Raw genomic sequence first — 14,684 nt, forward strand, 5'->3', positions numbered from 1 at the left:
ATAGCGGAAAGCTTGAATGTGGTCACTGACGCTTTGCGGGAATAGGCCACAGAAACAACTTCGCCCACGCTTGGGAGCACGTGGGCGAAGCAAATAACAGGAGAATAGTGGGTCGGACTATTTCGCCGTCCGCGATTTCGACGCGGCGATCGGGCCGCCGTCGGCAGCCTTGATGAGGTTGTAGATTTCAGCGACGGTGTCGCGCACTGCCAGCACCTTCTGCTTGGCATCGCTCTTCTTGTCGTTGTCCTCCGCGAAGTACAGGGTCGATCCGCCGCCCGTGCGCGGACCGATGTGCGTCAAACGATCGGCATCAACTAGAACCGGCTCAAGGTCGTTTCGCGTAAGCTTAATCCACATATCTTCTTACCCTCTCCAAATGTTGACAAAGCATCGGCCCAAGGGCTCGAAGCCGTGCGGAACAAAGATAACGAAAGGTGGCCTTTCTAGGACCGCCGCGCCGCGAAGACAAGTGCGCTTTTGCGAACCGCAAGCGATACAATTCGATATCGGTCCGCAATGCGATCCAGCCACTCAAGCGTCTCTTTGGATCACGATTTGTTTCAAGGTGTTGCCAAGCGTGAAGAAACACTTGGAGGGTTCGGACATTTCATTGCCGGTACCACGTGCGAAGAGAGAGGAAAGGAAGATTATGAACAAGCTTGTTCTAGGGTCGCTCGCCGCGCTTGCACTGCTCGGTGCGGCAGCCTGCAGCGACAGCACCGACAAGACGACCACGCAGAGCACGAATCCCCCGCCAGCCGAGCAGACGCAGCCTGCGACACCTCAGGCATCGCCGCCGCCGGCCGCTGAACAGCCGAGCGGCACCATGGCGCCGGCTCCGACTCAGCCGGCCCCGGCTCAGTAAGGGACCCAGGCGATTCGCCATTGGAAAGGGTCGGATCATTCCGGCCCTTTCTTGTGTCCGCTCGAATGACGGCGAGGATGCCGTTGGCAATCGTCCGCCGGGGGAGCGCGATGGCTGTAGCAAGCCGGACCAAAGCCTGCTGTTGATCGACAACCCCAATCTCCGGTTGCTCCGGCCTCGCCAAGCGGCGGTGCGTTGGTTATGAAGCGGCCATGTCTATCTGGATCCGTATCGGCGAATTCGTCAGCAAGGTGAGTGCTTCCGCGAGCGCCGGGGCCGCCGATCTTGCCGAGGCGGTGCGCACGGTGTTCGTGGGGGACCCCGAACTGCGGCGGCGCGTCGCTTTTTCGATCGCAATGATTGCCCTGTCTGCCAAGATGGCGAAGGCCGATGGCATCGTCACCCAGGACGAGGTGCGCGCCTTCCAGGAGATTTTTTCCGTGCCCCCGGCGGAGGCCCGCAATGTCGCGCGGCTCTATGATCTGGCGCAGGGCAATGTCGCCGGATTCGAGGCCTATGCGGAGAAGATGGCGGGGCTCTGCGGCTCAGGCCGTCCGAACTGCACGATGCTGGAAGATATACTCGACGGCCTGTTCCACATCGCCAAGGCGGACGGTCTGCTGCACGAGCGCGAGGGGCTTTATCTGCGGCGAGTGGCCGAGATATTCGAAATCGGCGAGGACCATTACCGCAGCATCCTCGCCCGTCATGTCGATCTCGGCGAGGGCGACCCCTATGCCGTCCTCGGCATCGAGCGCGGGCAGCCTTTCGAAGCGGTGAAGCAACACTATCGAAAGCTTGTCGCCGACAATCATCCCGATCGCCTGATTGCGCGCGGCCTGCCGGCGGAATTCATCGCCATCGCAACGACGCGGCTGGCCGCTATCAACACCGCCTACGAAATGATCGAACGCGGCATGCGGACCCTATGAGCGGTTTCGTGCCCGACCAGCATAGCGCCGAGGTTCGTGTCTCGCCGAATTTTGGCGAACGGCGTGACGGGCTGCGGCCTGAGATCATCATTCTTCACTACACTGGGATGATATCCGGTCCCGCCGCCGAGGATTGGCTATGCAACCCCGCAAGCGAGGTATCCTCGCACTATCTCGTTCATGAGCATGGGCGCGTCGTACAGATGGTGCGCGAGGCCGATCGTGCCTGGCACGCCGGCAAAAGTTCTTGGCACGGCGTGACCGACATCAACTCGCAGTCGATCGGCATCGAGATCGTCAATCCGGGCCACCAGCTTGGCTATAAGCCGTTTCCTCGCAAACAGATCGCGGCTGTCATCGTGCTCTGCCAGGGTATCGTTGAGCGACATCGCATCCGGCCGGAGATGGTGCTGGCGCATTCCGACGTGGCGCCAGGGCGCAAGATCGATCCCGGCGAAAAATTCCCATGGAGGACTTTGGCCAAAGCCGGTGTCGGCCATTTTGTCAGTCCGGCGCGGCGTCGCGCCGGCGCGGAGTTGCGCGCGGAGGATGCCGGCGAGCGTGTCGAGCGGCTGCAGTCGATGCTCGCGCGTTACGGCTACGGCGTCGAGACGACGGGCCGGTATGACAAGGCGACAGCGACGGTTGTCGCCGCCTTTCAGCGGCATTTCCGACCGGCAAGGGTCGACGGCATGGCGGACCGCGCAACGGTGGACACCTTGACCCGGCTGCTTGCCACGCTGCCGGCTGCAGCGATCTGACATTGTTGCAGTAAGGCTCCGGTTTCGGCCTGAAACAATCCGAAACACAATGTGAACGGTGCCGCCCTTTTCGGCCCATAGTTCGCCGTCAAATGACCGCTCCTACCCGCCGGGCGCTCACTCCTTGCGCCCAAAGTCGATCGTGGCCGTGCCCTTGCGCGCGGCTTTCACAAAACAGGACCTGATGAAGAAGACGATATTGTTGACGGTGGCATTCGCCGCCGGCCTGACCGCTTTTGCCGCGAACGCGGCTGAGTTCCCCAACATCCCGCGCAAGCCTCTGTTTTCGACTGAGAAGGCCGGTTCCGCCGCTGAGACGTCGAAACCGCGAGTCAAAGGCTCGAAGACGTCTACCGTGAAAACCAGCGCCGCGGCATCCACCAAGCCCGTGGCGAAGAAACCCGATTTTGTTCGTACGCCGCTATTTCCTACACAGAAAGCCGAGGCGGCGACAGCGAAGCCCGTGAAAGCTGGCGGCGCGGCGAAAGTGAGCCGCAAGACGGCGAAGCTGAATATCAAGAAAACGAAGTCGGCTGCCCGAACGGCCAAGGCAAACGGCAGGAAGGCGAAACCGAACGCCACGACGGTTACGGAAATCACACTCCAGACGAAAACGGCGGGTTTTGCGGTGAAGCCGGAGGTCCTGGTGGCAGCGAAATCTGGTGGTGCAGCAGCACCGTATCATGCCGTGATCGCCCGCTATGCCGCAGAATATGGCGTGCCGGTTTCGCTTGCCCACGCCGTGATCAGCGTCGAAAGCGGCTACCGTGCGGACACGACCGGTTCGGCCGGGGAGGTCGGGCTTATGCAGATCAAGCCGGCGACGGCGCGCGGGCTGGGATACAGCGGATCGGTGACGGCTCTCTATAATCCCGAGACGAACATCCGCTACGGCATGCAATATCTCGCCATGGCCCAGCAACTCGGTGGCGGAACGACCTGCGGCACGATCCTGAAATACAATGCCGGCCATGGCGCTCGGCGCATGAACCCGGTGTCGCAGGCCTATTGCGGCAAGGTGCAACGGCTGCTGGCGAGCTGAGCGGCGCAACCCGCGATCCTCCGCGTGGAATTCCGGGGAGGAGCGGGATTTCGGTTGCGTTTTGCCGCCGAAGCACCTTTATACGGCGCGTCAGCCGGCCGGGCGGCCGCACCTGCAACCGCCGAAAGGCCGCGGGTGAGGAAAGTCCGGGCTCCATGGATACACGGTGCCGGATAACGACCGGCGGGGGCGACCCCAGGGAAAGTGCCACAGAAAGCAGACCGCCCCGCCTGCATACCGGCCCGATCGGAGGACCTGTGCGTTGGCGGGGTAAGGGTGAAAGGGTGGGGTAAGAGCCCACCGCGCTGCCGGCAACGGGAGCGGCACGGCAAACCCCACCGGGAGCAAAACCGAATAGGGATGGCGCGAGGGGCAACCCTCAGGACTGTTTCCGGTCCGGCCATCCGGGTAGGTTGCGTGAGGCGCGGAGCAATCCGCGTCCAAGACGAATGGCCGCCACGTTCGCGCGCCGCAAGGCGAGCGGGCCATACAGAACCCGGCTTACAGGCCGGCTGACATTTTTTCCTTTTCAAGCGGTTAGGCGCAATGCCTGACAAGATGAGTCAAGGCGGCAACCGCATGGTGCGGCCAACGCAGGGCTCGCTTATGCCCGATCGCTTGGTGGCTGTCGCATCACGCGGCCGCCGTCAGTGCCTCGTCGATGGCTCGCCAGAGTTCCTCGGTCGGCTCGCAACCGACAGACAGCCGGACAAAACCCGGCTCAACCGCATCCCCCCATCGGGCGCGGCGCTCGGCCGAGCTGTGTACGCTGCCGAAGGAGGTGGCGGGCTGGATGAGCGCGCAGCCGTCGATGAAGGCTTCCGCCTTTTCGGCGCTTTCCAGCGTCAGCGCAATCAGCGAGCCGAAACGCAGCATCTGCGTCGACGCGAGATTGTGCGACGGGTGATCCGGCAGGCCGGGGTAGCGCACGGCCTTGACCGCCGGGTGCTCCTTCAGCCGTGCGGCGATCACGCCGGCGGAACTGTTCATTCGCTCGAAGCGGACTTCCAGCGTCTCCAGACCGCGATGCAGCAGCCAGGCCTCGAACGGGCCGGGGATGCTGCCGGATAGTTCGCGCCAGCGGCGGATGGATTCGAAGATTTCGGGGTCGCGGGTGGCGACGTGGCCGAACAGCGCGTCGGAATGGCCGTTCGGCGCCTTGGTATCGGCGGCCACCACGATGTCGGCGCCGAGATCCAGCGGCCGCTGGCCGTAGGGCGTCATGGTCGTATTGTCGGCGACGACCAGCGCGCCGGCCGCATGCGCCAAGGCTGCGACCGCCGCGATGTCACAGATGTCGAGGCCGGGATTGGCCGGCGTCTCGACGAAGACCAGCCGATAACCGTCGAAGCCACCGTCGAGCAAGGATGCAGTTGACCTGAGATCGAAGGAAACCCCGAAGCGCGATAGGAACCGCTCGCTGAGCACCCGCGTCGTATAGTAGCCGTCGGACGGCAGCAGGATGCGGTCGCCGGACTTCAGGAGTCCGAAGAACACGGCGGAAATCGCCGCCATGCCGGACGGGAAGGCCAGGCAAGGCGCATCCTCCAGATGCGACAGCAACTCCTCCGCCGCCTCCCAGGTGGCATTGTCGAAGCGGCCATATTGGTTGAAGTTCCCGGGGTCGCCGGGCAGATGGTAGGTTGAGGCCAGCGTCAGGGGCAGGGGGACCGGATCGCCCTTGGCCAGCTTGCTGCGGCGCAGATGCGGCAGGCCGGCAGCGCGGGAGTTGGTGGTGTCGGTCATGGTGGTGTCCCGCCTCGATACCCGCAATTGTCTTTGACGCGGCTTTTGTCGCGGTGAAGCTACGTCCGCCACGGCCCTGAGTATCCATGCAAAAGAGGCGCGGCAAGGGTTGCTTGCCGCGCCTCCCGCGAAACGATCTGTTGTGAGCTTTGCTGGCTGCCCGCTCCGGCCTACACCACCTGGAAGTCCGCCGCGGTGATGCTCGGCAATCCGGTGAGGGTGGCGAATTGGACAGCGACGCCGGCGCCGTTGCCATCGGCGTCGTAGAACAGTTTGCCGGTGTCGGTCTCGTAGAGGATGCGGTCGTCGGCGTCGCTGGCGAGTCCGGTCGCATTTGCGCTGAAGTTGGCGACAGCCAACGGGCCGATTGCCTTCAACGCCTTGAAGACCGTATTCGCCAACCGGATCGTATCGTCCGTGGCCGAGAAATCGGTGATCGTGTCGACGTTGGATGCGCCAAGAGCAGTGGAAAAGACGAACCCGTCCTTTCCTGTGCCGCCACTGAGCTTGTCAGCGCCCAATCCGCCTTCGATTACATCGCTTCCGTTCAAGCCGGAAATGGCGTTGTTCGCTGCATCGCCGATCAGTATGTCGTTGAAGGCAGACCCTTCGAGGTTTTCGATGGAAACAAACAGGTCAGCAACTGCATCACCGTCGGGATCAGCCAAGCTGACCTCTACGCCGTTAGCCGCGTCGGAAAAAGACGCGGTGTCGCTTCCCTTCCCACCGTCCAGATGGTCGCCGTCCGCTCCTCCGATAAGAATGTCATTGCCGTCCCCACCGTTGAGTCTGTCCACCGCTTCGCCGCCGAGCAGCGTATCGTTCCCGGCACCCCCGTTGAGAACGTCCATGTGGTCTAGGCCTGCAAGAACGTTGTCCCCCGCGTCCCCGTCAAGAGTATCGGAGAAGGCGGAACCTTCGACGCCTTCGATAGAATTGTAGGTGTCGCCCTTCGCTTCGCCGGTGTTGAGCGCCGAATTGGCCAAGTTAACGTTGACGGCGGCTACAGCATCCGCATACGAAACGGTGTCCAGTCCCGCCTCGCCGGCCAGATGATCGTTGCCGAGCCTGCCGACCAATCTGTCGTTGCCGCTACCTCCAAATAGCCGGTTGTCGCCTTCGTTGCCCGTTAAGGAGTCAGCGAAACCGGAACCGATTACATTCTCGATACCGCGAATATAGTCGCCCTTGGCGTCGCCAAGACTGTAGTCCTGAAAATCTAGGCGTAGATCGATAGTCACACCAGCGTTCGACAGCGAATAGCTGACCGTATCGTTGCCCGAGCCACCCGAAATACTGTCCATGCCTTTGCCGCCCTGCAACACGTCATTGAAGGCGGAGCCACGCAAGTAGTCGCGCTTCGACGTTCCGATCAACGTGTAACCGGATGTCGTTGTCGACGTCAGAATAGTTACTCCATTGGTGGCAGATTTAGAAAAGTCCAACGTGCCTCCGGAGCCTTCGAGTTCGATGACAATACCATCGACCATAGACCCCGAGATTTGCTGGAATTGCGACAGGATGTCGATGGTTGCGACGACCTCGAATTCCACCGACAGTTTCTCGACCTCGACGATTGTCCTGCCGACGAGGTTCGCATGCTCCACTATCAGGGTATCGTTTCCCGCGCCGCCATTGAAGACGCCTCGGTCGTAAGTTTCGTTGACGGTGAAGAGCGTATCGTCTCCGTCGCCCCCATAAAGTTCGTCGCGTCCTCGGAAACCGGTTGACAGCGTGTCATTGCCGTTTCCCCCGACCAACACGTTTGAACTCGAATTGCCCTCCAAAATGTCATCGAAACTGGACCCGGTCAGGTTCTCGATCGAGTTGTAGGTGTCGCCGGCAGCGATTCCTTGATTATGTTCGGGGCTGACTAAGAATGCCCCGACTCCGGCAGTCGCGTCCGCATAGGAAGCCGTATCTGTGCCCAATCCACCACTCAGGTAATCCGCGTCGTTGCCGCCGACCAAAATGTCGTTGCCGTTGCCACCAAAAAGCTTGTTGCTGCCGTTGTTGCCGTTCAAGAAGTCATTGTGAGCCGAGCCTCTCAGATTTTCGATCGCGACATAGGCGTCTCCCGCAGCTTCGCCGGTGTTGATAGAAGCGTTGGCAAGATTTGCAACGATGCCCGTGGCGGAACAGGCATAGGACACTACGTCCACACCGTCTCCACCGTTCAGGGAGTCCGCTCCGATCCCGCCCTCCAGAACATCGTTGCCGATGCCACCGTCGAGCCTGTCGTCGCCCGACAAGCTTGCTAGAGTGTCGTTGCCCGCGCTGCCCTGGATGGCGTTGGCGGCGCTGTTGCCTGTCAGCCTGTCATTGAAGTTGGAACCGAACAGGTTTTCGATCGAGTTGAAAGTGTCACCCTTTGCCTCGCCGGTATTGATCGAAGGATCGGTTAGGCTGACGGCGACGCCGGCGGCGGCGAATTTGTAGGAAGCGGTGTCGGTGCCGACCCCGCCGGAGAGATAATCGGCGCCAAGCCCGCCGCGCAACGTGTCGTTGCCTTCGCCGCCGAACAAAGTGTCGTCGCCGGCCAGGCCGGAAAGCGTATCGTTGCCGGCGCCGCCGTCGACATGGTTGCGGGAGGCGTTGGCGTCCAGCGTGTCGTTGAAGGCCGATCCGGTGAGGTTTTCGATGGAGTTGTAGGTGTCGCCCTTGGCCTCGCCGGTGTTGAGCGAGGAGTCGGTGAGGCTGGCGCTGACGCCGGTGGCCGCGCCGGCATAGGAAACGCGATCATTGCCTGTTCCACCGGAGAGATAATCGGGGCCGATGCCGCCGTTGAGCAGATCGTTGCCGTCGCCGCCGAAGAGTTTGTCGTCGCCGACTAAGCCGCTGAGCGTGTCGTCGCCGCTGCCACCGTCGATATGGTTAGCCGAATTGTCGCCCTCCAGTGTGTCGCTGAAGGCCGATCCGGTGAGGTTTTCAATGGAGTTGTATGTGTCTCCCCGGGCCTCGCCGCTATTCTGCGAACGATTGGTGAGGCTGGCAGTAACGCCAGAAGCCGCACCGGCATAAGAAGCGCGGTCGACACCGTCCCCGCCGCTCAGATCGTCGTAATCGACCCCGCCGATCAGGACGTCGTTGCCCCCGCCACCATCGAGCACATCGGTGTTGTCTCCCCCTTGAAGGACATCAGCAAATTCGGTTCCAATCATTCTGTCAAAATGGGCAGTTCCTATCAATCTAACGCCGGAAGTGGCGTATTCAGCCCGAACATCTATTCCTCCCAATGCTCTAATTTTAGAGAAATCAAACTCGCCACCCGCTCCAACCAATTGTAATCCGGTCGCTCCTTTTATTTCAACATTATCAAACAGGGAAATAAATTCCAATCTAACAGTAGGTAGCCCCTCCAGTATAAGATTCTCTACGTTTTTTACCGAAAATCGAGGTATATATGCGTCAATAGCTAGAAAGTTATCTATCCCCGCACCGCCATCAACTATGCTCCCTCCGGAATAGGTAAAAAAAGTTGAGAAGGTGTCGTTACCATTCCCGCCGTCCAAAATATCCTTTCCTTCAGAGAAGTAAATGTAATCATTTCCGTCGGCACCATCAATGACATCGTCGTGTTGTGATCCTGAAATTAGATCATCCTCGTTTGTCATTTTAATATAGAGTTCGCTATCAGAATACTCCCCGTATACATGTACGCTCTGACCATTGGTGATTCTTGGCGAAAAATTGATGAATTTCCCGTTGCTATTCAATACTATGCCGATATAATTTGCGGATAAGTTTGAACTGTATATATTATCAAAAGAAGCAAGAAATTCTGTGCTTGCATTTATACTTGCTGTTGTTATGTCAAGATTCTCTACGTTTTCTGCTGATATAAAATAATCCGCATGATGTCCCTGATCAAGAACGATTGTGTCATCACCCTCTCCGCCATCGACATAGGCATGGTTTTTTTCATTTCCTCCGGTTAGAAATTGGTATCCCCCGAGTATAAACTTGTCATTCCCGCCTTCCCCGTTTAATGTATCGATTCCACCGATTCTTCTCGGCAGGGTTCCCTCAAACGTGTCAGCGTTCGCAGTGCCGGTGATCGTGTCGTCGCCTTTGGTGAGATTGTAGGTGGTCATGCAATTTTCCTGGGTCGAATGCCATTGTCCCGCACGCCGTTCGCCGGTGTGCGAAGTAAGTTTCGCGATAGGTGACCGTCCGGCCCCGTTGTCCTCCCGCGTGGAACGGAGCCGGCCGATTTTGACTCTATTGTCCTTCATGCGCTGTATCGCAAATGCATACTTGTGGAGTCAATAGAGGCAAGTATTTAGCTCTGGAGTGAGGAAATCCAGCGACAGGGGCAGTTGTTCGACTTACGCGCCCTGCCGGCGCTTCGGGAGTTGCTGTATCAGAGTCACGCATGGGAACTCGTTGGTGCGCACCGTTCGACTTTGCGGTCTCGCGGGAACGCTCCCTTAACAATCCTTGAATATGCTGCGGTGCAGCGAGGCTTGGCGTGTCGGCGAAAAGACTGGATTTCTCGCCCCGGGGCTGGGGCCGTGTCTATCTGCTCAGCGTGCTGGGAACGCTGGGATGCATCGCCGTCGCCTTTGCCATCGACAGCTATTCGTTCGAGGCCGGGGTCTGGCGCTGGGGCAGCGACCCCTGGAACAATCTGTTCATTCCGCTCGTGCTGGCGTTCCCGCTATTCGTGCTGCTGCTCAGCCGGCAGCGGGCGCTGGCTATCGCTCACCATCAACTGATGATCGTCGCCTCGACCGACGGCCTGACCTCGTGCCTGACGCGCAGCGCCTTCACGACGCTGGTGGACGCCTATCTGGAAAAAGTCGCGGCGGAGGAGAGCCGCAGGGAAGGGGCGTTGCTGGTCATCGACGTCGACCACTTCAAGACGATCAACGACAGCTTCGGCCACGGCCGTGGCGACGAGGCGCTGAAGGTGATTGCCGATACGATCAAGGGCGCGGTGCGGGAAATCGATCTGGTCGGGCGGCTGGGCGGTGAGGAATTTTCCGTCTTTCTCCCGGGACTGGATGCCGACCGGACGGCGGCGGTGGCCGAGCGGATCAGGGCAGCGATCAATGCGGCCGAATTCGTGCCCGACGGCCAGAGATGCGCGCTGTCGGTCAGCGTCGGCGGCGCGATGTTCGACCGGGATGCGTCCTTCGCGCAGCTCTACAAACACGCCGACCAGCGGCTCTACAACGCCAAGCGCAACGGCCGCAACCGCGTGGAGATAGCACGCGGCGCCCTACCTGACGGGATCTCCGGTCCGTTCATGCATTAGCGCGCTTCAAGGCCCTTGCAGGCAAACCTCCGGTCTGTGGCGTCCGTGGAGCGCCGACCGTGGCCGATCGATCTAAGCTTTACCCAGATTTTGCCTCGCGATCTCCGCCGCCGCGCAGTCATCGTACCCGGCAATAACCCTTCGTTAGTCTTAATGGACCATAAAGGATAACGGGCCGGAAAAGCTGCCGTGGGGCGCCTATTCGTCCCGGCATCTGAACCCGATCCCGTTGACGCCCATATTGGCCCATGTTATCCCATTTCCAACTTCAGCAGCGCGTGCGGGGACGGGTTACGGCGTCGAAAATTTCGGCGGCCGGCTTTGGCGTTTTTCAGCCGCGAGCCCGCGCTGGCAAGGCCTTGACGGAGCAGGGAACGGAAGCGCCAGGGGTGGCGCGGCCTTATCCCGGAGATCCGAACGGGCCGGGAAACGGCGCGTCGCAAGCGGCGCGGATAAGGAGGGATGCGGCCGCCGCATCGGATGATGGACCGGTTTCTGTCGAATGCCGTCAACAGGATCGATGCGAAGGGCCGCGTCTCGGTGCCGGCGCATTTCCGCACGGCGCTGCAGAAGCGGGGTTTTTCCGAGCTCTACGCGCTGAGGGCGCTCGAGGCGCCGGCGATGGATGTCGGGGGGCTCGACCTGCTCGACCGCTACGAGCAGCGGATCGCGCAGGAGGACCCGTTTCTCGGACAGGGAGACGACATGTCGTTCTTCGTACATGGCGACGGGACGTTCCTGAAACTCGACCAGGACGGCCGCATCACGATGAGCGACTTCATCCGCGGCCATACGGGCATCACGACGGAAGCGGTGTTCGTGGGACGCGGCGCGTTCTTCCAGATCTGGGAGCCTGGCCGGTTCATGGAGCATGGCAAGGCCGTGCGAGAGCGGTTGCTCAGCCTGAGGCAAGCTCGAGATCGTATTGGTGCGAGGGCGTCGGAATGATGGCGGGCCACGGCGAGGATGACCTCGCGGTTGGCGGACCGGCCCGCCACATTCCGGTTCTTCTCGACGAGGTGCTGGAGGCCCTGGCGCCGGAAGCCGGGCAGGTCGTCATCGACGGCACGTTCGGCGCGGGCGGATATACCAGGGCAATCCTTTCGCGCGGCGCTTCCGTCATCGGCATCGACCGCGATCCGGACGCCATCCGCGACGGGAGGACGCTGGAGGTTGCATCCGAGGGCAGGCTGAAGCTGGTGCAGGCGCCGTTCTCGTCGCTGGACGACCATGCCGAGCAGGTCGACGGCGTAGTGCTCGACATCGGCATCTCCTCTATGCAGGTCGACCAGGCAGAGCGGGGGTTCTCGTTCCGCGCCGACGGGCCGCTGGACATGCGCATGGCGCAGGCCGGGCTGTCGGCGGCGGATGTCGTCAACCGCTACAAGGCGGCGGACCTGACGCGCATCTTCGGTCTGCTCGGAGAGGAAAAACATGCCGGGCGCATTGCCCGCATGATCGAGCGGCGCCGCGCCGAAAGGCCCTTCGAACGGACGACCGACCTAGCCAAGGCCGTGGCCGATCTGGTCGGCTTTCCGCCGCGCGAAAAAATCCATCCGGCGACGCGGGTGTTCCAGGCGCTGCGCATCTACGTCAATGACGAGCTTGGCGAACTGGCGCGCGCGCTGGTCGCGGCGGAGCGGGTGTTGAGACCCGGCGGGCGGCTGGTGGTGGTGACGTTCCATTCGCTTGAAGACCGTATCGTCAAGCGTTTCATAACCGACCGTTCGAGCGATCCGGCGGGGTCTCGCCATCTGCCGCAGAGGCAGGCTGTGGTCTCGACTTTCGACAAGTTGGGTAGTGTCGTTGCGGCGTCCGAGGCGGAGGTGTCGGCCAATCCGCGTGCCCGCTCGGCAAAGCTGCGCGCAGCCGTGCGCACGGCTGCGCCGATAAGGCCTGTAGACCCGTCGCTGTTCGGGTTGCCAAGACTTCCAGACATACGCTCGAGCGCGGAGAAATAGCGGTGTTCCGTACAAGCGACATGGTTCTGATCGCGGTCATGGTCTCGGCGGCCGCCTTTACCTACAAGACCAAGCAGGAGGCCGAAGGCCAACTTGCATCGGTGCGCAAGCTCGAACAGCAAATCCGTTTCGAGCAAGATTCGATCGCACTTCTCAAGGCCGACTGGAGCTTGCTGACGCAGCCGGTGCGGCTGCAGAGGCTCAGCGAAATCTATCAGCCCGACCTGCAACTGCAGTCCGTCGATCCGCACCAGTTCGCGAAGCTTAGCGAAATCCCGGTCCGCGCCCTCGATATCCAGGACATTATCGGGCAAGCCCATGACCTCGTGGCCGGCGGGGACAGCATGGATGAAACCAAGACCGGCGCGGTGCAGCAATGATGAAGTTCTGGCATAAGAAGGCGGCTGCCGCCCAAAGTTCGACCGCATCGATCGTCGTCGACGGTGCACGCATGGCGACCGGTGGGCGGACTAAAACTCGTGTCGTCATGACCATGGCGGTGTTTTTCGGGATCTACGCGGCCATCGCCGGCCGGCTGGTCTATCTCGGCTTCCAGGAACCGGAATCGGGCGGTCCGCCGGTATCCCGCGTGACGGCTTCGCGGCCGGATATCGTCGACCGCAACGGCCAGGTGCTTGCGACCGACATCAAGACGGCGTCGCTGTTTGCCGAGCCCAAGCGAATCGTCGACGCCGACGAGATCATCGAAAAGCTGTCGACCGTGCTGCCGGACCTGGAGGTCGAGCAGACCTACCACAAGCTGAAGAGCGGCGCGGGTTTCGTCTGGCTGAAACGGCAACTGACGCCCAGGCAGCAGTCCGACATCATGGCGCTCGGTCTTCCCGGCATCGGCTTTCGCACCGAAAAACGGCGCTTTTATCCCGGCGGCCCGACCGCCTCGCACATCCTCGGCCTGACCAACATCGACAATCAGGGCATCGCCGGGATGGAGAAATACATCGACGACAACGGCCTTGCCGATTTACAGGCGTCGGGGCTTGCGGTCGCCGACGACCTGCAGCCGGTGAAGCTGTCGATCGACATCAGGGTGCAGCACATCGTGCGCGACGAAGTCGCCCAGGCAATGGAGCGCTATCACGCGATTGCGGCCGGCGCGGTGGTGCTCAACGTCAAGACCGGCGAAGTGCTGGCGATGGCGTCGGTGCCGGATTTCGACCCGAACAATCCGGTCAACGCTCTGGACAAGGACAGGCTGAACCGGATGACGGGCGGCGTCTACGAGATGGGCTCGACGGTGAAGAGCTTCACCACGGCGATGGCGCTGGATTCTGGCAAGGTGACGATGCAGAGTCGCTTCGACGCCAGCCGGCCTATCACCATCGGCCGCCAGACCATCCGAGATTTCCACGGCAAGGGCAGGGTGCTCTCGGTGCCCGAGGTGTTCATCTATTCTTCCAACATAGGTTCGGCGCGCGAGGCCGACGTCGTCGGTGTCGAAGGCCACCGGGACTTCCTGAAGCGCATGGGTCTGTTGGATCGCATGAAGACCGAACTGCCGGAGGTTGCGAAACCGACCGAACCGAAGGTCTGGAAGAAGGTACATTCGATCACGGCTGCGTTCGGGCACGGCTTTTCGACCACCCCGCTCCAGACAGCCGTGGGCTGCGCGGCGCTGATGACCGGAACGCTGCTGCCGCCGACCTTCCTACTGCGCGACGAAGGCGAAGCCCAGGCAGCCGGAAAACGGGTCGTGACCGACTATACGGTTGAGGGCATGCGCTATCTGTATAGGCTCAATGCGACAGCGCCCGGTGGCTCCGGCAAGCGGGCTACGGTGCCGGGTTATCGGGTCGGCGGCAAGACCGGCACGGCGGAAAAGGTGGTCAACGGTCGTTATGCCGGCAACGTGCGCTTCAATGCTTTCGTCGCGTCGTTCCCAATGGACGACCCGCAATACATCGTTTTGTCGATCGTCGACGAACCGAAGCCGGAGAAGCCCGGTATGAGCGCCGTCGCAGGCCTGAACGCCGCGCCAATCGTCGCCAACATCATTCGCCGCTCGGCCTCCATGCTTGGCGTGGTGCCTGATTTCAGCCATGAAGGCGGGGCAACGCTCGCCTCAAGCCAATGATTCCTCAGGGCGCGCGAACAGA

The 14,684-nt window shown here is 61.2% G+C and carries 12 protein-coding genes and 1 other RNA gene; 9 read left to right on the forward strand and 4 right to left on the reverse strand.

Going from position 1 to position 14,684, the window contains the following annotated elements; translation table 11 throughout:
- Positions 1 to 117: 117 nt before the first annotated feature.
- Positions 118 to 360 carry a hypothetical protein gene (locus ABMA59_RS02995; protein ID WP_349003804.1) on the reverse strand — a complete coding sequence of 81 codons (243 nt, stop codon included), beginning with the start codon at positions 358 to 360 and terminating at the stop codon, positions 118 to 120.
- A gap of 720 nt (positions 361 to 1,080) precedes the next feature.
- Here ABMA59_RS02995 and ABMA59_RS03000 point away from each other — a divergent pair.
- Both ABMA59_RS03000 and ABMA59_RS03005 read left to right on the forward strand, forming a co-directional pair.
- Positions 1,081 to 1,800 carry a TerB family tellurite resistance protein gene (locus ABMA59_RS03000; RefSeq protein ID WP_349003805.1) on the forward strand — a complete coding sequence of 240 codons (720 nt, stop codon included), beginning with the start codon at positions 1,081 to 1,083 and terminating at the stop codon, positions 1,798 to 1,800.
- Positions 1,797 to 2,561, forward strand: a complete 765-nt coding sequence (locus ABMA59_RS03005) for an N-acetylmuramoyl-L-alanine amidase (RefSeq protein ID WP_349003806.1) — start codon at positions 1,797 to 1,799, stop codon at positions 2,559 to 2,561. Before ABMA59_RS03000 ends, ABMA59_RS03005 begins: the two co-directional genes overlap by 4 nt.
- Before the next feature lie 117 nt (positions 2,562 to 2,678).
- On the opposite strand, the gene ABMA59_RS03010 is transcribed toward ABMA59_RS03005, so the two are convergent.
- The gene (locus ABMA59_RS03010) at positions 2,679 to 3,143 is read right to left on the reverse strand and encodes a hypothetical protein (RefSeq protein WP_349003807.1); all 465 of its coding nucleotides are present in this window, start codon (positions 3,141 to 3,143) and stop codon (positions 2,679 to 2,681) included.
- Between the two features lie 64 nt (positions 3,144 to 3,207).
- Here ABMA59_RS03010 and ABMA59_RS03015 point away from each other — a divergent pair, with 64 nt between their 5' ends.
- Positions 3,208 to 3,603, forward strand: a complete 396-nt coding sequence (locus ABMA59_RS03015) for a lytic transglycosylase domain-containing protein (protein WP_349003808.1) — start codon at positions 3,208 to 3,210, stop codon at positions 3,601 to 3,603.
- A gap of 90 nt (positions 3,604 to 3,693) precedes the next feature.
- An RNA gene (rnpB, locus tag ABMA59_RS03020) (RNase P RNA component class A) lies at positions 3,694 to 4,123 on the forward strand.
- A 113-nt stretch (positions 4,124 to 4,236) separates the two neighbouring features.
- On the opposite strand, the gene ABMA59_RS03025 is transcribed toward rnpB, so the two are convergent.
- Both ABMA59_RS03025 and ABMA59_RS03030 read right to left on the reverse strand, forming a co-directional pair.
- On the reverse strand, positions 4,237 to 5,349 hold the full coding sequence (locus ABMA59_RS03025) for a cystathionine gamma-lyase (RefSeq protein WP_349003809.1): 1,113 nt from the start codon (positions 5,347 to 5,349) through the stop codon (positions 4,237 to 4,239).
- 170 nt (positions 5,350 to 5,519) lie between these two features.
- Positions 5,520 to 9,443 (reverse strand): beta strand repeat-containing protein, encoded by a 3,924-nt coding sequence (locus tag ABMA59_RS03030; protein ID WP_349003810.1) that lies wholly within the window; start codon positions 9,441 to 9,443, stop codon positions 5,520 to 5,522.
- Between the two features lie 377 nt (positions 9,444 to 9,820).
- Between ABMA59_RS03030 and ABMA59_RS03035 the strand changes: the two genes are divergently transcribed.
- From ABMA59_RS03035 to ABMA59_RS03055, 5 genes are all read left to right on the forward strand, one after another.
- Positions 9,821 to 10,609, forward strand: coding sequence for a GGDEF domain-containing protein (locus ABMA59_RS03035; protein WP_349003811.1), 789 nt, complete (start codon positions 9,821 to 9,823; stop codon positions 10,607 to 10,609).
- Positions 10,610 to 11,092: 483 nt separating this feature from the next.
- Positions 11,093 to 11,557, forward strand: a complete 465-nt coding sequence (mraZ, locus tag ABMA59_RS03040; protein WP_349003930.1) for a division/cell wall cluster transcriptional repressor MraZ — start codon at positions 11,093 to 11,095, stop codon at positions 11,555 to 11,557.
- On the forward strand, positions 11,554 to 12,570 hold the full coding sequence (gene rsmH / locus ABMA59_RS03045; RefSeq protein ID WP_349003812.1) for a 16S rRNA (cytosine(1402)-N(4))-methyltransferase RsmH: 1,017 nt from the start codon (positions 11,554 to 11,556) through the stop codon (positions 12,568 to 12,570). Before mraZ ends, rsmH begins: the two co-directional genes overlap by 4 nt.
- Before the next feature lie 2 nt (positions 12,571 to 12,572).
- Positions 12,573 to 12,950 carry a cell division protein FtsL gene (gene ftsL, locus ABMA59_RS03050; RefSeq protein ID WP_349003813.1) on the forward strand — a complete coding sequence of 126 codons (378 nt, stop codon included), beginning with the start codon at positions 12,573 to 12,575 and terminating at the stop codon, positions 12,948 to 12,950.
- Positions 12,947 to 14,662 carry a peptidoglycan D,D-transpeptidase FtsI family protein gene (locus tag ABMA59_RS03055; RefSeq protein ID WP_349003814.1) on the forward strand — a complete coding sequence of 572 codons (1,716 nt, stop codon included), beginning with the start codon at positions 12,947 to 12,949 and terminating at the stop codon, positions 14,660 to 14,662. Before ftsL ends, ABMA59_RS03055 begins: the two co-directional genes overlap by 4 nt.
- Positions 14,663 to 14,684: the final 22 nt, after the last annotated feature.

Source organism: Mesorhizobium yinganensis (assembly GCF_040081985.1).
Classification (GTDB): Bacteria; Pseudomonadota; Alphaproteobacteria; order Rhizobiales; family Rhizobiaceae; genus Kumtagia; species Kumtagia yinganensis.